The 16,689-nt window shown below is 44.4% G+C and carries 16 protein-coding genes and 2 tRNA genes; 3 read left to right on the forward strand and 15 right to left on the reverse strand.

Going from position 1 to position 16,689, the window contains the following annotated elements; genetic code table 11:
• Nucleotides 1-2: 2 nt before the first annotated feature.
• The 7 genes from ACQCN2_RS09750 to ACQCN2_RS09780 all read right to left on the reverse strand — a co-directional run bounded on the left by ACQCN2_RS09750 (nt 3) and on the right by ACQCN2_RS09780 (nt 5,039).
• Complete coding sequence (locus ACQCN2_RS09750) at nt 3-728, reverse strand: LutC/YkgG family protein (RefSeq protein WP_426928717.1); 726 nt, start codon at nt 726-728, stop codon at nt 3-5.
• Nucleotides 725-2,224: a LutB/LldF family L-lactate oxidation iron-sulfur protein gene (locus tag ACQCN2_RS09755; RefSeq protein ID WP_426928718.1), complete on the reverse strand. Its 1,500-nt coding sequence runs from the start codon at nt 2,222-2,224 to the stop codon at nt 725-727. Before ACQCN2_RS09755 ends, ACQCN2_RS09750 begins: the two co-directional genes overlap by 4 nt.
• Nucleotides 2,221-2,955, reverse strand: coding sequence for a (Fe-S)-binding protein (locus ACQCN2_RS09760; RefSeq protein WP_426928719.1), 735 nt, complete (start codon nt 2,953-2,955; stop codon nt 2,221-2,223). The genes ACQCN2_RS09755 and ACQCN2_RS09760 overlap by 4 nt, the downstream gene beginning before the upstream one ends.
• A 93-nt stretch (nt 2,956-3,048) precedes the next feature.
• Nucleotides 3,049-3,750 (reverse strand): FadR/GntR family transcriptional regulator, encoded by a 702-nt coding sequence (locus ACQCN2_RS09765; RefSeq protein ID WP_426928720.1) that lies wholly within the window; start codon nt 3,748-3,750, stop codon nt 3,049-3,051.
• Between the two features lie 169 nt (nt 3,751-3,919).
• Nucleotides 3,920-4,007, reverse strand: a tRNA-Leu gene (locus tag ACQCN2_RS09770).
• 11 nt (nt 4,008-4,018) lie between these two features.
• Nucleotides 4,019-4,101: transfer RNA gene (locus ACQCN2_RS09775), tRNA-Leu, on the reverse strand.
• Between the two features lie 56 nt (nt 4,102-4,157).
• Nucleotides 4,158-5,039 (reverse strand): LysR family transcriptional regulator, encoded by an 882-nt coding sequence (locus ACQCN2_RS09780; RefSeq protein ID WP_426928721.1) that lies wholly within the window; start codon nt 5,037-5,039, stop codon nt 4,158-4,160.
• 107 nt (nt 5,040-5,146) lie between these two features.
• Here ACQCN2_RS09780 and ACQCN2_RS09785 point away from each other — a divergent pair, with 107 nt between their 5' ends.
• Nucleotides 5,147-6,178 (forward strand): NADH:flavin oxidoreductase/NADH oxidase, encoded by a 1,032-nt coding sequence (locus ACQCN2_RS09785; RefSeq protein WP_426928722.1) that lies wholly within the window; start codon nt 5,147-5,149, stop codon nt 6,176-6,178.
• Between the two features lie 17 nt (nt 6,179-6,195).
• Nucleotides 6,196-6,729: a DinB family protein gene (locus ACQCN2_RS09790; protein WP_426928723.1), complete on the forward strand. Its 534-nt coding sequence runs from the start codon at nt 6,196-6,198 to the stop codon at nt 6,727-6,729.
• A 48-nt stretch (nt 6,730-6,777) separates the two neighbouring features.
• On the opposite strand, the gene prfB is transcribed toward ACQCN2_RS09790, so the two are convergent.
• The 3 genes from prfB to hpf form a co-directional block, all read right to left on the reverse strand.
• A protein-coding gene (gene prfB, locus ACQCN2_RS09795) for a peptide chain release factor 2 (protein WP_426928724.1) occupies nt 6,778-7,897 on the reverse strand; the annotation gives its coding sequence in 2 pieces (ribosomal slippage) (nt 6,778-7,815 and nt 7,817-7,897; 1,119 coding nt in all).
• Nucleotides 7,898-8,282: 385 nt separating this feature from the next.
• Nucleotides 8,283-10,811, reverse strand: a complete 2,529-nt coding sequence (gene secA2, locus ACQCN2_RS09800; protein ID WP_426928725.1) for an accessory Sec system translocase SecA2 — start codon at nt 10,809-10,811, stop codon at nt 8,283-8,285.
• Nucleotides 10,812-10,978: 167 nt separating this feature from the next.
• The gene (gene hpf / locus ACQCN2_RS09805) at nt 10,979-11,527 is read right to left on the reverse strand and encodes a ribosome hibernation-promoting factor, HPF/YfiA family (protein WP_426928726.1); all 549 of its coding nucleotides are present in this window, start codon (nt 11,525-11,527) and stop codon (nt 10,979-10,981) included.
• A 230-nt stretch (nt 11,528-11,757) separates the two neighbouring features.
• Here hpf and ACQCN2_RS09810 point away from each other — a divergent pair, with 230 nt between their 5' ends.
• Nucleotides 11,758-12,846: an HD-GYP domain-containing protein gene (locus tag ACQCN2_RS09810; RefSeq protein ID WP_426928727.1), complete on the forward strand. Its 1,089-nt coding sequence runs from the start codon at nt 11,758-11,760 to the stop codon at nt 12,844-12,846.
• 73 nt (nt 12,847-12,919) lie between these two features.
• Here the strand turns inward: ACQCN2_RS09810 and ACQCN2_RS09815 are convergent, their stop codons facing one another.
• The 5 genes from ACQCN2_RS09815 to ACQCN2_RS09835 all read right to left on the reverse strand — a co-directional run bounded on the left by ACQCN2_RS09815 (nt 12,920) and on the right by ACQCN2_RS09835 (nt 16,650).
• Nucleotides 12,920-13,117, reverse strand: coding sequence for a cold shock domain-containing protein (locus ACQCN2_RS09815; RefSeq protein ID WP_426928728.1), 198 nt, complete (start codon nt 13,115-13,117; stop codon nt 12,920-12,922).
• A 94-nt stretch (nt 13,118-13,211) separates the two neighbouring features.
• Nucleotides 13,212-13,886 carry an amino acid ABC transporter permease gene (locus ACQCN2_RS09820; protein ID WP_426928729.1) on the reverse strand — a complete coding sequence of 225 codons (675 nt, stop codon included), beginning with the start codon at nt 13,884-13,886 and terminating at the stop codon, nt 13,212-13,214.
• Nucleotides 13,887-13,973: 87 nt separating this feature from the next.
• Entirely contained in the window at nt 13,974-14,783 is an 810-nt protein-coding gene (locus tag ACQCN2_RS09825) for a basic amino acid ABC transporter substrate-binding protein (protein ID WP_426928730.1), read from the reverse strand.
• Between the two features lie 384 nt (nt 14,784-15,167).
• The gene (locus ACQCN2_RS09830; protein WP_426928731.1) at nt 15,168-15,932 is read right to left on the reverse strand and encodes a MerR family transcriptional regulator; all 765 of its coding nucleotides are present in this window, start codon (nt 15,930-15,932) and stop codon (nt 15,168-15,170) included.
• A 178-nt stretch (nt 15,933-16,110) separates the two neighbouring features.
• Nucleotides 16,111-16,650, reverse strand: a complete 540-nt coding sequence (locus tag ACQCN2_RS09835; protein WP_426928732.1) for a GNAT family N-acetyltransferase — start codon at nt 16,648-16,650, stop codon at nt 16,111-16,113.
• Nucleotides 16,651-16,689 lie beyond the last annotated feature (39 nt).

Raw genomic sequence — 16,689 nt, forward strand, 5'->3', positions numbered from 1 at the left:
ACCTATCCTAAAATATAGGCAAAGACAATACCAGGTCCATGTACACCGATCGTTAAATCATTCTCAATGTCGGCAGAGCGGCTCGGCCCCGTAATGAAGTGGATACCTGCTGGCATACAATTCCCGTTCCACTTATGGATTTCGCTCATCACTTCGCCCATGCGTGTACGAATATCTTCTGCGCGAATAATCGCCATGAACGCAGTTGGCAGCAAGCTGATCGAACGACCTTTGTTTAGACCAGACGTGACGACGACCGTGCCTGTATGCGCAATGGCAAAATCAACAACCCCGACGCCTATATCGGCTACCGCTGCTTTTTCCAGCAAATCGACTGAGCTCTCATTTTTCCAAACGGTCATATCAACCTTTGAGAGCCGATCATCGAGTCTTAATTCTTCGAGAAGCGGATTATTCTCTCGAATTATGCTGCGAGCGGTCATCGAGTCGGCCACCTTCGCAATGTGAACAGCCAGTTCTTCCTTGGTAGCAAAGCGTTTGGCCTCTCCGCCCAAACCCTGCCAATTTTTCATGAACAGCTCAATTCGTTCATCTGATGACAACCTATAGGATTTCCAATACTCCGGAACTCCACGCACTGGTTGTTCTGGTTTTTCGGTGATTCTCGGTCTATTTAAGCGGTTGGCGATACGGTTCAAGAATGCCTCTTCTTTTTCTTTCGCGGCTTGATCCAACTCTGCAATGATCTCTTTACCCTTTGTGTTCATGATTGGTTCCTCCGTTTTGCTACAATGTCTTGCATGCGCTTTTTCATTTCAGGTGACATTTCACGCATTTCAAGTTGCAGATCGCGATCTAATGCCTTCCATGACTCCCTAAATGATTTCTGTGCCAGAGCAGGTGCATAACGGTAGCGATTCCATCCCTTTAATGGTCCGATCTGGGACTTAATCACGCCGTCTTTCACCAACGGAAGCTGACCAATACGCCCTAATTTCAAAACACGTCCAAACAGCTTATGATTCGATGTGATCAGCTTGAAGGCCTTCATTCCAAGTTTCTCGGAGTTCTTGGTCACATTGGCTTCCACATTCCGGCGACGAATGCTGACCAGCATATCATGCAAAGGAATCTTTACCGGACACGCCTCCCAACAAGCGCCACAGAGGCTGGAAGCATTGGCTACCTCGCCCCACTTTTCTGCGTCGTCGTTTAGACGAGGGGTTAACACCGCGCCAATCGGTCCGCTATACACCCATCCATATGTGTGCCCCCCTACATGACGATAAACCGGACAAGCGTTGAGGCAAGCACCACATCGAATGCAATTCAGAACCTCCTGGAATTCGGGATCACCCAATTGTCGGGAGCGACCATTATCTAGAATGATGACGTGCAAATCTTCCGGACCATCGGAATCATCCTGACGACGAGGTCCGTTAATGGCTGACATATAAGCGGTTAGCTTTTGGCCTGTAGCCGAACGAGGCAATAAGGTAGCCATCGTTTCCAAGTCTTCCCATGAAGGGATAATCCGTTCCATCCCCATGAAGGTGATTTGTGTTTTCGGGACGGTACTGACCATTCGGCCATTCCCTTCATTGGAGAAGAGCACCATGGAGCCGGATTCCGCAATGGCAAAGTTACATCCGGTCATTCCGATATCCGCTTTCAGGAACTTCTCGCGTAATTTGGTACGGGCAAAACCAGCCAGAATCTGCGTATCAGCAGGCAGCCTTCTTCCCGCTTCCGCTGAGAACAGATCGGCAACTTGCTCTTTGTTCTTATGAATCGCTGGAATGATAATATGTGAAGGAGTTTCATTGGCTAATTGAATGATGTATTCCCCGAGGTCTGTTTCAACGACTTCAATTTTGCTTTTTTCGAGGAACTTGTTGATGTGAACCTCTTCAGAAACCATAGATTTGGATTTCACGACCGACTTGGCTTCTTTGGCAGCGGCAATTTTCATCGTAATCTCTACCGCTTCTTCAGCTGTTGACGCAAAATGTACATGTCCTCCAGCTGCACGCAGGTTTGTCACGAATAAAGAAAGATAGTAGTCCAAATGCGCAATCGTGTGGAGACGGATAGCTCTGCCCTGAGTTCGCCATTCTTGCCAGTTTCCAAGTTCTTCTGCCGCTGTTTTTCTGCCGTTTCTCAGCTTCTCCGTAGTAAATCGAATGGCGTTGCGCAAGAATTCATCATTTAACGCAACTTTGGCACGCTCTTCAAGAGGAATGATCGGTTGGGATTCACTCATACGTCTGGTTTCACTCCTTCATGTAACAACTCGATCAGATGCATGACACGAACTTGCTTGCCTTCATGTTTCAAACGGCCACCAATGTTCATGAGGCAACCCATATCAAGCCCGACGAGCACCTCTGCTTCTGTCTCCAATACGTGTTGCGCTTTCTCTGTAACCATCGCCCCGGAGATATCCGGAAGTTTAACCGCAAAAGTGCCGCCGAAACCACAGCAATCCTCGGCAGACGGAAGTGGAACAAATTCCAAGCCTCTTACATTCTTCAGCAATTCGTATGGTTCATCTTTCAAGCCTAGCAGACGTGTTCCATGGCAGGAAGGATGATAGGTCACACGATAGGGAAACGAAGCTCCGATATCCGTTACACCTAATACATGAACAAGGAATTGAGTGAACTCGTATGTTTTTTCTTGGAGTTCTTTTGCTTTTTGCAGCATAATCGGATCGTCCTTGAACAACATCGGATAATGGTGATGAATCATCCCTACGCAAGATCCGGACGGGGAGACAACAAAATCGCTATCCTCAAACGCTTCAATCAGCTGCTTCGCTCCCTCTTGAGCAACATCCCAATATCCACTATTAAAAGCCGGCTGACCACAGCAGGTTTGCTTCTCGGGAAAATGTAAATGAACCCCCAGTCGACCAAGAATTCTAGTCATCGCTTCTCCTACTTGAGGATAGATAGCGTCTGAGAGACAGGTAATAAACAGTGAGACTTTCATATGGTAACCTCCACTTCCATCTTTGGGTATTGGGTTGCAGGCAACAAGGAAGAGGGAGAACATCAGGTCATCAGATGTATGAACAAAAGATTTTTACTTGACCAGCTGTTTCTTAACCCCGAGCAGATGATGAAGCATTGTTTCTTCAGCCCGCTTGGGATTACTGTTCTTGACCGCTAAATAGATCTCTTTATGCTCAACATGCAAGCGGTGTAAACTATCCTCTGACTGATACATACGCTCGTGACTTGCCTTAAGAATATTACTCATCGTCTCGGAGATCGATTGCATAACAGACTCAAGCATCGCATTATGAGCGGCTCGAGACAGTGAGTAGTGAAATTTCCAGTCTGCCTGATCTCCCAGGTGCTCCTGTTCTAAGGCATCCTCCATCTCCCGAAGAACTTCCTCTATTTTCTTTAAATCGGCATCCGTGCGGCGCTCTGCGGCCAAACGAACAATCCCCGTCTCTATAATCATACGGACCTCCAACAGGTCGATAATATCCTGTTTGGTAACCGTTTGTGCCATCTCGAAGGCAGCAAGTAATTTCTCAGGCTCGTAACGTGAAACAAACGTTCCTTCCCCCTGTCGAATGACCACCAAGCCAATCGTCTTAAGAGAGCCGACTGCTTCACGCACTGTAGATTGTCCAACTCCAAGCATCTCTCCCAGTTCACGAAACGAAGGCAACCGATCACCAGGCTGATAGACACCGGACACAATTTGTTCTTTCAGATACTCTGCGACTTCTTCATATGTTTTACGGACCCTAAATTGCGGAATTGCTTTCATAAAGGACCTCACCAATTTGCAACAAATTTCTTGTCGTCAACATCTAATTATGTCGATATCTGGTGTATATTGTAACAAAATCGTGACAAACCCGATGTGATATACCTCACTCGCTACGCAAAAAAACCTCCTCTGTCTTTTGGACAAAGAAGGTTTAATTTACCAAGTATGGTGCCGAGGACCGGACTTGAACCGGTACGGGAGAAACTCCCGACAGATTTTAAGTCTGTTGCGTCTGCCTATTCCGCCACCCCGGCAAGAGGTTGTATGGTGCGGGTGGAGGGACTTGAACCCCCACGGTCGCCCGCCAGATCCTAAGTCTGGTGCGTCTGCCAATTCCGCCACACCCGCATGGGAACTACATATGGCCTAACGATTTTTAAGTCTATCAGAAATATGGTTGGAAATCAAGAGTTTTCATGACTAAACAGCTCCTGAGCCACTGTAAAGAACGCTTGAACTGCCGGAGAAACATATTGAATTGCTGGAAAAGCTAATGCCACATTACGCCAATGTGATTGTGTAAGGTTTCCTAATTTTATATTTGGTTGGTCTTTGAGAAACAGTTCAGGCCCGATCGTAATACCAAGTCCTTCTTGTACCATGCTTGAAATGGTAGCGCAATCTTGAACTTCGAAGCGGACCGACGGTTTTATCTTAGCCTGAGAAAAAATCTCATCAACTTGAGTTCGATAAACTCCTTTTGGCATAATAAAAGGCTCGTCTTGCAAATCTTGCACACCAATTGTTTTTGCTTTTTCGAATCGATGTCCTTCGGGATAAGCAACAACCATTTTATCCTTCATTAATGGCAAATAGTTCAGATTCGCATTCATGTTCTGTTGTACAACGACTGCAATATCAATCACACCCGTCTCAAACCACTCAATGATTTCCTCGTATGTCCCTTCAAAGAAAATAAACTCAATGTTTGGGTATTTTTTTTGATACTTAGAAATTATTTTGGGCTGTATACAAGCCGTTGCGCATGCGAAGCTACCAATTCGTATCGTACCAGCTTCAAGATTTGAGGCAAAGGCAGCTTCTTGCTTGATTTTTTCAATGTGGTTTAAGATTTCCCGCATATGACTCAGCGTTTTCTGACCAACTTCTGTAAGCATAAAGCCTTTTTTACGGTCCCGTACTAACAATGGAATACCCAATTCCGACTCCAATCCAGCGACCGCGTGACTTACCGCGGATTGTGTCATGTTTAGCTTCTCTGCTGCTTTTGTAAAGCTGCCTAGTTCAATTACTTTGGAAAAGACTTCGAATCTCGCAATGCTCATGAGTAATACCTCATATATCATATTAAAATCATTAATTTGATTAATGGTAACATGGAATTTTATACTAATGCAAGAGATGTCTTTCAATTTTATGGGAGGTTGCTTCTATGACGTCGAAACTATTTTCTTCGTATGATCTGAAAGGTTTGCACCTAAAAAACCGCATCGTTATGCCACCGATGTGCCAGTATTCAGTTAAAGCCAAAGATGGAAAGCCGAATGATTGGCACTATGTGCATTATCTCAGTCGCGCTATTGGGGGGACTGGCCTCATTATTATGGAAATGACTGATGTCGATCCCGACGGCCGAATTACCGATTTTGACCTTGGTTTGTGGTCGGATGAGCATATTCCTGCATTCGCCAAAATTATCGATGGTGTACATGCTCATAATGGTAAAATTGGCATTCAGATTGCTCATGCGGGACGAAAATCAGAAGATGTGGCAATACCTGTTGCTCCTTCTGCTATAAAATTCCCAGGATCACCTTACAAAATGCCGCGTGCACTTACGACCGATGAGATCCAAGACGTCATCCAAAAATTTGCTGATGCAGCCCGTCGTGCCGTACAAGCCGGAGTAGATACGATCGAACTTCATGGAGCTCACGGTTATTTGATCCATCAATTCCAATCACCTTTGACCAATAAACGGGATGATCAATATGGTCAAGAGCTTGCCCGCTTTGGTATGGAAGTCATTCAAGCTGTAAAAGGAGAAATGCCTGCAGATATGCCTCTCATCTTCCGTATTTCAGCTGTAGAATATGCCGATGGTGGCTACGATATTGATCACGCTATCGAATTGTGCAAAACCTACAAAGCTGCTGGAGTGGATGCGTTTCATGTGAGTACAGGCGGAGAAGGACTTCCTGGAGAGAGAAAACCAGGCAATTACCCTGGATATCAAGTGCCGTTTGCCCGTAAAATTCGCGAGGCGGTAGGCTTACCCGTCATTGCCGTAGGTATGATTGATGATCCGGCACAGGCTGAATCGCTTATTGACAATGAAACAGACTTTGTAGCGATTGGACGGGCCTTGCTCCGTGATCCGTATTGGGCCACTCATGCAGCTATTTCGCTTGGTCATGAGCCAAATATTATTCCGGAACCATATAGAGCTGCTTACGATTTTTAAAAAGGGAGAAGAATCATATGCTTAAGCGACCAGAACCAAACGAATATGATCCGTATTTCTCAAAGTATATCAACCTTGTACCTGATGGCAATATCCTTGAATTTCTTGAACAACAAAGGAACCGTTTAAACATCTTTTTCGGCAATCTTAGCGAAGAACAAGATGAGCTTCACCATGTGCCAGGAAAGTGGAACTTTAAGGAACTCTTTGGTCATATCAACGATTCGGAGCGTGTTATGAGCTATTGGATGCTTAGCGTTGCACGTGGAGATTCAACGAAACTGCTTGGTTACGATCAGGATATTTATGTAGACAACGGTTGCTTCGGGGAGCATACGATTACTGAGCTACTTGTAGATTTCGAAGCTGTCAGACAAGCGACACGTACGCTTTTGACAACAATTAGAGAGAAGGACTGGTTACGGGAAGGCCATGTGGTCAATAAAGCGGTGACAGCTCGAAGCCTCCTCTATGTGATGGTCGGTCATACAGAGCATCATTTAAGTCTCATTCAACAACACCCTTCCAATTTCAACATCACTTCCCTATAAAAAACTGAGGCTTCCCTTGTAACCAGCAAGGAAGCCTCTTATCATTTCTTATTCTCCTGTATTCAAGCGAGAACGCAAATACGCATCAATGAACTGGTCGATCTCTCCGTCCATTACAGCCTGAACGTTCCCTGATTCCACATTCGTCCGATGATCCTTAACCATGCTGTATGGATGGAACACGTACGAGCGAATCTGGCTGCCCCAAGCAATGTCTTTTTGCTCGCCTTGAATTGCTTGAATGGTTTTCTCCTGCTCTTCGCGTTTGCGCTCGAACAACTTCGCAGCGAGCATTTTCATGGCGCGCTCGCGGTTTTTAATCTGGGAGCGCTCTGTTTGGCAAGTTACCACGATGCCACTTGGCAAGTGAGTAATCCGAACGGCAGAGTCCGTTGTATTGATGTGCTGTCCACCTGCACCGCTGGAACGGTACGTATCGATCTTGAGATCTTCCGAGCGAATATCCACGTCCAGATCATCCTCAATTTCAGGCAGCACGTTGCAAGAAACGAAAGAGGTATGACGGCGTCCAGAGGAATCAAATGGCGAGATTCGCACCAGTCGATGGACACCCTTCTCTGTTTTCAGGTAGCCGTAAGCGTTGTGTCCTTTAATCAGCAAAGTAACACTCTTCACCCCAGCTTCATCACCTGGCAGGTAGTCGAGGGTTTCGACTTTAAAGCCTTTTTTCTCAGCCCATCGCGTGTACATACGCAGGAGCATCTCCGCCCAGTCCTGTGATTCCGTTCCTCCTGCTCCTGGATGAAGCTCAAGGATGGCATTGTTCTTATCGTATTGATCGCTTAACAAAAGCTCCAGCTCGAAGCTCTCAAATTGTTTTTTCAACTCTTGTGTGCCTTCATAAAGCTCCGGGATCAGGGAAGCCTCTCCCTCTTCAATCGCCATCTCAAGCATGAGTTGCAAATCGTCATAAGAGCTATCCAATTTGTTCATGGTGTCTACGAGACTTTTGATCGCATTTAGCTCACTGATGGTCTTCTGGGCGCTGTCATTGTCATCCCAGAAATCAGGAGCAATCATACGATCCTCTAATTCTCCAATACGGTCTTGCTTCACTGGCAGGTCAAAGAGACCCCCTGATATCTGCTAATCGCTTAGCCATGTTGTTCATTTCTTGTTTGACGTCAGCCACGTCGATTAAAGCCATACGAAATACCACCTCTGCGGTTTTTTAGCTATACATTATTGTATCTGATTTTGTTAGGAGTGCAACTGGGGGAAGAAAAGACTTTGGCCCTGTATCGCTCTGTTTAAGCTCGCTTGTAGCATCAACTGTCCGCCCCGTTCACTACGGAAGGGAGTCGACAAGAAAATCACTTCGTTTCTTATTGACGTAAAGAATGCCGACTCTTATCCTTCCTACGTTCTCTGCGCTTTGTTTCGCTTAAAATGAGCTTTAAGTGCCAAAGTCTTTTCTTCAGGCTTACGCGAAAGGAAAAAAGTCCGCAAAAAGCGGACTTTTTTTGTATTTATTACGCTAACGGCTGCGAAGATCTACCCAATCCGACAAACCTAATCTGACGATAATCGCCTTATCGATTACGCTTATCCTGACGGCGCTTTTCTTGCTCCATTTGGCGGCGTTTCGCACGGTTACCCGATTCCGGATCGGCATCCCCAGAAGTTTCGCTGGTTGGACGATCGGATGGGCCAGAAGTTTTTAATTGCTCCTGATGAGCGGCTTGACCTTTGACAACCTCTTGACGCTCCAGGTTTTGGCTTACCTCAGCTTTCATGACATACATCGCTACTTCTTCTTCGATGCTGGCAACCATTCCTTGGAACATCTCATATCCTTCGAATTGATATTCGCGAAGCGGGTCATTTTGCGCATACGCGCGTAGGTGGATACCTTGGCGAAGTTGTTCCATCGCATCAATATGATCCATCCACTTACTATCAACCGCACGTAGTACGACTACTTTTTCGAATTCGCGCATCATCTCGCCAATTTCAGTTTCACGGTTGGCATATTGACGATCCGCTTCTTCTTTGAGGAATTCCAGAATCTCTTCGGCTTCCTTCCCTTTAAGATCCTTCAAATGAATTGACTCTTCATGGAGGAAGAGATTATTAGCAGACTCCATTAATCCTTGCAGATCCCATTCTTCCGGAACCTCATCTTTCGGGCAATAGGCTTCTACATTGCGTTCAATGACACTGTGAATCATTCCGAAGGCAACCTCATGCAAGTCATCTTTTTCCAAGATATCACGACGCTGCTTATAGATAACTTCACGCTGCTGGTTCATTACGTCGTCATATTGCAAGACAACTTTACGAGCGTCAAAGTTAGAGCCTTCCACGCGTTTCTGTGCGGACTCTACTGCTCGAGATACCAGACGGCTCTCGATCGGCATGTCCTCTTCCATTCCTAAACGATCCATCATATTCATGATGTTCTCAGCACCGAATCTACGCATCAGTTCGTCTTGCAAGGACAAGAAGAACTGGGAGGAGCCTGGGTCCCCTTGACGTCCGGAACGACCACGCAGCTGGTTATCGATACGACGACTTTCGTGGCGCTCTGTACCGATGATATGAAGTCCGCCAATTTCTGGCACACCTTCACCAAGCTGAATATCGGTTCCGCGTCCCGCCATGTTGGTTGCAATCGTTACTGAGCCATATTGTCCAGCGCGAGCGACGATTTCGGCCTCACGAGCATGTTGTTTCGCATTCAAAACGTTATGCGGCACGCCTTTTTGTTTCAGCATGTGGGAAAGGCGCTCAGAGTTCTCAATGGAGATGGTACCCACCAGAATCGGTTGGCCTTTTTTATGCTTCTCCACGATCTCATTCACAACAGCGCGGTACTTGGCCGCTTCTGTTTTGAAAATCAAGTCAGGATTATCTTTACGAATAACAGGACGGTTGGTCGGAATAACCACTACGTCCAAACCATAGATGTTCTTCAATTCTTCTTCTTCCGTTTTGGCTGTACCAGTCATACCGGAAAGCTTTTGATACATACGGAAGTAGTTTTGCAATGTGATCGTTGCCAGCGTCATGCTTTCGCTTTGAACACGCAAGCCTTCCTTCGCTTCAATCGCCTGGTGCAAGCCATCACTATAACGGCGGCCCACCATGAGACGACCGGTAAATTCGTCAACGATGACAACTTCACCATCTTGTACCACATAATCGACGTCAAGCTTGAACAGAACCTGCGCCTTCAAAGCAGACGTAATGTGGTGGTTCAGCGTCATGTGAGCGGTATCGTACAGGTTATCGATATTGAAGGCCTTCTCTACCTTCACAACCCCATCATCGGTAAGCGTAGCGATTTTGAGCTTCTCATCAATCGTGTAGTCTTCTTCTTCTTTGAGACGCTTCACGAAGTGGGAACAGATGTAGTACAGCTCAGTCGAACGATTGGCGGAACCGGAAATAATCAACGGTGTACGCGCTTCGTCAATCAAGATACTGTCAACTTCGTCGATAATCGCATAAAACAGTGGTTTCTGTACCATTTGTTCCTTGTACAGCACCATATTGTCACGCAAATAGTCAAAACCAAATTCGTTATTCGTACCATACGTAATATCGCAATGATAGGCTTCCCGTTTTTCCTCTGCGGACATCCCATTCATGTTGATCCCAACCGTGAGTCCCAAGAAATTATACAGTTTGCCCATCGTGGTGGAGTCACGCTCTGCGAGGTATTCGTTCACAGTAACGACGTGAACACCTTTACCTAGCAATGCGTTCAGATAAGTTGCCAGTGTAGCTACGAGGGTTTTCCCTTCACCGGTTTTCATTTCGGCAATACGCCCTTCTTGAAGAACCATACCGCCAATTAGCTGCACGTCAAAGTGCCGCATACCCAAAACCCGCCAGGATGCTTCTCGCACTACAGCAAAGGCTTCTTCCAAAATATCCTCAAGCTTTTCGCCTTGTTGCAATCGTTGTTTAAACTCTTCTGTTTTTTGCTTGATTTGCTCATCGCTTAACGCTTTCATCTGAGGTTCCAGCGCATTGATCCTTTCCACACGCTTGAACATCTTTTTGACTTCACGTTCGCTTGTATCACCAAATAGTTTTTTAACAAGCCCTAACATCGGGACACACCCCTTCCACGGTTCCCCTCCGCGGGAAAGCCGCATCCATCTCAAAAAGTATCATAGTCATCTAAAAACTAATTGTAGCAAAAGTGGTCAATTAAATACAAGTAAAGGGAGTAGCCATTTGAGCTACTCCCATTCATCGATTATTGTCATTCGACCCATTATTTAGGTTCAATTAAGCCAAATCGTCCATCATTTCGACGATAAACAACATTCACTTCATTCGTTGTACTGTTTTGGAAGACGAAGAAGTTATGTCCCAACAGATCCATTTGCAGAACCGCTTCCTCAGCATCCATCGGCTTCAGGTTAAATTGCTTGGTGCGGACGATATTGATATCCACATCTTCTTCATAATCCAGAAGAGCAACTGGAGCTGCCTCACGGAAGAGTACGCGGTTATTTGTGTCTTGTCGAAGTTTGCGATTTACTTTTGTTTTATGCTTGCGAATTTGTCGTTCCAATTTCTCAACAATCAAATCAATTGCAGCGTACATATCATTATGTGTTTCTTCAGCGCGGAGGATAACGCCTGTCATCGGGATAGTAATCTCAACTGTTGCTTCCCCACGAATGACTCTCATGGTAACATGTACATCTGTTTTAAGTTCTGTGTCGAAATAGCGGTCTAAACGTCCCACTTTTTTCTCAACATAGTCTCGAAGGGCTTCTGTAACCTGAAGATTTTCTCCACGTGTATGAAAGTTCATATGCCCTAACCTCCTTCTGTTCTATACCTAACATATTCCCGCTGAATCTTTAAATATCCTCCTTTTTTCTCAATAATTTTTTTACGTATATTTTACAAAATTACAAAATTCGTCAAAATTAACGAACGACTCATACAAATTTTGACACGAAATATTTTTGATATTTGTTATAATAGTATTTATTAAACGAATATTTTTTCACCTATTACCTTCCAACGGAGGTTCAAAGCATGCCCCAATCCAAGATAGACTTTACCTTAGTAGGAAAAATGCTTGCAGATGATGTCTATAATCGTAACGGGTTGTTGCTTCTCTCCCATGGTGCTGTTCTGTCTCAAGCTGATATTTATTTACTTCAAGGACATGGAATTGAAGAAGTTGAAGTAGATGTAGCTTCAGAGTTTATTAAACTCGGGCCCCCCATAGAATATTCAGATGAAATCAGCGCCCAAGTAAAAGAACTGCTCTCCCATTCACCCGAAGCTGCTTACCGATACAATGAAGCAATGGAACAAACCAAGAACCTTTTCGGCAAAATCACTGAAGTATTCATCCCTCCACTAGAACAATTCACCCAGGCCTTCTTTCCACTGCTGGATCAAGTATTAAAACAAACCGGAATCTTTTACCCGATTTATTTGGTAGAAGGATCCGAAAACTACACGTATCGTCATTCCATCAACGTTGGTATTCTATCCGCTCTAATTGCAAAATTATTGAAGCGAACGCGCGATGAGGTCATTTTAATGGGACAAGCTGGCCTATTGCACGATGTTGGTAAAATGCTCATTCCTCAAGAAATCCTTATGAAACCCAATAACCTTACCAACGAAGAATTTGATTTGATGAAGCTTCATACCGTATATGGCTACCGTCTACTTCAAAAAATGGACGGTGTGAATGAGGTCATTATCCAATCCGCTTTACTGCATCATGAACGACGTGATGGTTCCGGCTACCCCGAGGGACGCTCTGGTCAACATATTCCGATGGAGGCACAGATTATTGCGGTTGCTGACATGTTTGATGCCATCTGTTCAGACCGGATCTATAAATCGCGCAAATCACCTTATGATGCCGCTCAAATCCTCTGGAAGGCCACCTGCAGCGGGCAACTCAACCCAGAAATCGTCACCCGCTTTATCAACTACATCGCCCTTCTTTATGTAGGACAACGCGCAATTCTCAGCAACGGTGATATTGTAGAAATCGTCTTGATCCACACGGATGAGCCGATGCGGCCACTCGTGCGAAAAGATGAGGTTTATTTTGATCTTCGCAAATTCCGTTCAATCGCCATTGAAAAAATGATCAGTTAACAAGTAAACCCCCTAACCAAAAGTTAGGGGGTTAAATTTACTCTCTCATAGGATCGAGTAAGCGATTTCAGTTCTACAGTTTTACTACATTAGCAGCTTGAGGTCCGCGATCGCCTTCAACGATATCGAATTCTACTGCTTGACCTTCGTCAAGGGATTTAAAGCCTTCAGATTTAATTGCGGAGAAGTGTACGAATACGTCTCCACCATCTTCACGCTCTAAGAAACCAAAGCCTTTTTCTGCATTGAACCATTTTACTTTACCTTGCATGTAATACATTCCCTTCTGTTTGAAAACTTGTATGAGATTTCAGCCTCACAACTCGAATATATCACTTGCCATTGTCCTAAGTCAAATGACTGATTTAGCGGGGCGTGTAGCGTTTCTCAAGGCCTCGCACTACAACGCGAGACAGGAATAAGGTCATGATTAGATAACAGGCAGCTGCAGTGAGATAAGCGGGATATCTCTCAAATGTATTCTTTGCCACGTTACTTGCTGCATAAGTCAACTCAGTTGCAGCAATAGAGGCAACTAATGAAGAATCCTTGAGTAAAGCAATAAATTCGTTCCCAAGTGCGGGGAGCATTCGAGTAAACGCTTGAGGAATAATAATAAGACGCATAGCCAAGCTTTTGTTCATTCCTAATGATCGAGCTGCCTCCATCTGTCCTGGATCAATGGATTGAATCCCTGCGCGAAAAATTTCAGCAATATACGCAGCTGCATTCAATGACAATGCTACAAAACCCGAAAACATAGCCTCTGGTGGTACTTCGCCCGGAAAGAAAATCTTCCAAATTGAAGGGATAACTGCAAAATGGATAATTAAAATTTGAACATACAACGGCGTCCCACGAAACAATTCAACATAGGACGCACATGGTATTTTGAGCAATTTATTATTAGACACTTTACCCAAACCCATAAATAATCCAAGGAAAGTACCACAGATAGTTGCAACACTTGTAAGCAGAATTGTATAAAAAATACCTCGGATAAATAATTCCCGATAATCGTAAATTACGCTCCAATCCATCAGATAGCCCCTCCTTCATTCTCCTTCATGTATGCCAAAAGTGGGCACGTCAATAAGACGCACCCACCTCATCATGTTGTGGAATTCTTACTCGTTGAAGTATTTTTTGTGAATTTCTTTGAGTTTTCCATTATCCTTAATCGTTTTTAGACCTTGGTTAATTTTGTTTAACAGGTCGGTGTTACCCTTTTTCACCATGATGCCGTAATGTTCAGTCTCAAACGAATCGTCTTTCACAAGTTTGAACTTCTTGCCTTCCATTTTACTTGCGAAGAAGGTTACAACCCCATTATCTGCAACAACAGCATCTAACCGACCGTTGAAGAAATCATCCACAGCGGACGGAGTATCATCGTAGCCTTTGAGTCCCTCATAAGTATCACCAAATGCCTTTTTCACGACTTCTTCACCCGTAGTTGCTGTTTGAACACCAATTTTTTTGCCTTTTAAATCAGCTAATTTGCTAATAGCTGAATTTTCAGGCAAGAGAATCAATTGATTCGCATCGAAGTATGGCTCAGAGAAATCATACTTTGCTTTGCGTTTGTCCGTAATCGTAATCGAGGAAATACCTATATCCACCGTGCCTTTATCAATCCCGTCAAACAATGGATCCCAGCCCGTGTTCTTAATCTCAATTTTGAAACCGCCAGCATCGGCTACTGCTTGCACAACATCCATAGAGAAGCCTGTAATTTTGTCCGCTTCCATCTTTTCAAATGGAGGATACGCTGCATCCGTACCGACGACATACACTTTATCCGCCGAACCGCCGGAAGCCTGGCCGCCACCCGTTTGTGTAGGTTGTCCTCCGCCACCACAGCCTGCAGCAAGTAAACTAACACCTAATGCCAAGACCAGTGAAGTCACCCATTTTTTGCGAAGTCCGATCTTCATTGAAAAATCCCCCTCTGTACATTCATCTGTTTGTCTCATACTTTTCCCCAACGCTGTCCACAGAAAAACTGTCCATGTTATGCGTTCTCCACAGAGTTGTCCACATTATCCACAAAAAGTTGTGCACAACGACTACTGAACTGGGGGTAACTTTTTTCTCTTCCTACAACTGGATGTACGATGTTTCGGATGAAAATAGAACTATTGGAACGTAAAAATCTGCAGGATGAGAAACAGTAAAACAACTTCCCAATGAATTCTGTTAAATAACTGAATATCCTGCTTATTCAAAATATTTTATCAACAAACGTTATTTGCAAAAAAATCACCACGAGAATCTCCCGTGGCGATTAGGGTATATGCCCTCTCAAAATGCTTATCAATTTACTTCAGATTTACTTCCGCGTAGTGTTTCATCGCTTCTCGATAGAAAACGGCTAACTCCGGATGAAACGCGTCATACTGTTGACGAAAATCAGGATGATCGACATAAAGTTGCCCTAACCCACTGTAAACCTCTTGGGTTGGTACATAAAAACGATTGATTACCTCATAATGCTTCTGGATCACCGATTGAACTTCTTTGCTATTCGCAAGAAAATGGTTTTGTAATAATGCAGTCATCTCCCGGTTAAGCTCATCAAACTTTACTTGCACAGCTTGGTAATCTTCTTTTTTCCAGCTCTTCGTATTTTCGCGGCTTTGTTGGATTCCCGCTTCCGCCTGTTTCCCATAACGCTCAATTAATTCTTGCTCATATTCCTTTTGCTTCTGTTGATCGAAGCCCCAATACATTTCCTCTTTGGACATCTTTGTCTCCCCCTTCAAATGATCAATGGTTTTATCAATGGTTCGCAGCAGTTGTTGAAATCGCTCCGTCTTCTGCAACAGAAGATTTCTGTGTTCCTGTAATGCTGCTAATTGGTTAAATTCGTCGCTATCGATTACTTCTTGAATCTGGGCGAGGGTAAAATTCAACTCACGAAAAAAGAGAATCTGCTGCAATCTCAGCAATTGCTCTTCATCATAAAATCGATACCCATTCTCGCCATAAAAAGCAGGCTGCAGCAAGCCGATTTCGTCATAATAATGAAGTGTTCTCACACTCACTCCGGACAGTTTAGAAACTTCTTTTACCGTATACGGCATCGTTTTCACCTCTGTTTAGGGAACTGCGTATTGCTGATGTGCTTATTCAGGAATGTACTTCTTGATAATGTGGGGCCCCATGAAATGAGTGTAAGGTACCACGTAACGTGAGAGTCAATAGATAATTAAAAAAGCAGGCTCCTTTCAAGGTTCGCCTGCTTTCTTGGGATTATTCTACTTACTCCGGATCTATCAAACAGCTCATCTGAATCGCATCGTAAAATCGACCATCAATGAAGACCTCACGTCTTAGACATCCTTCTCTTTCGAAACCAACATTCTCATATAATCGAATCGCTCGTTCGTTATCTGCACGGACGGTTAAGCTTATTTTTCGAATCTGCCCCTCCGTGCTATTTTTTGCCCAGTCGAGCATATTTTGCACTAGCTTTTTCCCAATACCCATTCCCCAAAATCGCTTGGCTACCATGACACCAAATTCGCCTGTATGCGCAGTTCGAGACATTGTCCCACAACGAAAAGTAAGGTTTCCGATGATTTGTCCATTTAATTCTGCAACAAGGCACAATTCACCAGTAGACTGAGAAACATATTCCAAAAATTCACGTTCCTGCTCCACCGTCAGCCCGAATTCACCAGGTCCAAAATTAAGAAAGTCTGTTTCATCGGCTACTTCATCAGTGAGTTGCAGAAAACCCTCTGCATCACTTGGAACTGCAGGTCTAATTATAATTTGTAATGGATCTTGTCCCATCATTGATTTTCAGCTCCAATTACTTCTCTTCGACATATTTCT

Source organism: Brevibacillus ginsengisoli, assembly GCF_050113715.1.
GTDB lineage: Bacteria > Bacillota > Bacilli > Brevibacillales > Brevibacillaceae > Brevibacillus_H > Brevibacillus_H ginsengisoli.

Excerpts from the sequence above, each read along its gene's own strand:
- ACQCN2_RS09750 (WP_426928717.1), bottom strand. The coding sequence starts at position 728 with ATGAACACAAAGGGTAAAGAGATCATTGCAGAGTTGGATCAAGCCGCG.
- ACQCN2_RS09755 (WP_426928718.1), bottom strand. The coding sequence starts at position 2,224 with ATGAGTGAATCCCAACCGATCATTCCTCTTGAAGAGCGTGCCAAAGTT.
- ACQCN2_RS09760 (WP_426928719.1), bottom strand. The coding sequence starts at position 2,955 with ATGAAAGTCTCACTGTTTATTACCTGTCTCTCAGACGCTATCTATCCT.
- ACQCN2_RS09765 (WP_426928720.1), bottom strand. The coding sequence starts at position 3,750 with ATGAAAGCAATTCCGCAATTTAGGGTCCGTAAAACATATGAAGAAGTC.
- ACQCN2_RS09780 (WP_426928721.1), bottom strand. The coding sequence starts at position 5,039 with ATGAGCATTGCGAGATTCGAAGTCTTTTCCAAAGTAATTGAACTAGGC.
- ACQCN2_RS09785 (WP_426928722.1), top strand. The coding sequence starts at position 5,147 with ATGACGTCGAAACTATTTTCTTCGTATGATCTGAAAGGTTTGCACCTA.
- ACQCN2_RS09790 (WP_426928723.1), top strand. The coding sequence starts at position 6,196 with ATGCTTAAGCGACCAGAACCAAACGAATATGATCCGTATTTCTCAAAG.
- secA2 (WP_426928725.1), bottom strand. The coding sequence starts at position 10,811 with ATGTTAGGGCTTGTTAAAAAACTATTTGGTGATACAAGCGAACGTGAA.
- hpf (WP_426928726.1), bottom strand. The coding sequence starts at position 11,527 with ATGAACTTTCATACACGTGGAGAAAATCTTCAGGTTACAGAAGCCCTT.
- ACQCN2_RS09810 (WP_426928727.1), top strand. The coding sequence starts at position 11,758 with ATGCCCCAATCCAAGATAGACTTTACCTTAGTAGGAAAAATGCTTGCA.
- ACQCN2_RS09815 (WP_426928728.1), bottom strand. The coding sequence starts at position 13,117 with ATGCAAGGTAAAGTAAAATGGTTCAATGCAGAAAAAGGCTTTGGTTTC.
- ACQCN2_RS09820 (WP_426928729.1), bottom strand. The coding sequence starts at position 13,886 with ATGGATTGGAGCGTAATTTACGATTATCGGGAATTATTTATCCGAGGT.
- ACQCN2_RS09825 (WP_426928730.1), bottom strand. The coding sequence starts at position 14,783 with ATGAAGATCGGACTTCGCAAAAAATGGGTGACTTCACTGGTCTTGGCA.
- ACQCN2_RS09830 (WP_426928731.1), bottom strand. The coding sequence starts at position 15,932 with ATGCCGTATACGGTAAAAGAAGTTTCTAAACTGTCCGGAGTGAGTGTG.
- ACQCN2_RS09835 (WP_426928732.1), bottom strand. The coding sequence starts at position 16,650 with ATGATGGGACAAGATCCATTACAAATTATAATTAGACCTGCAGTTCCA.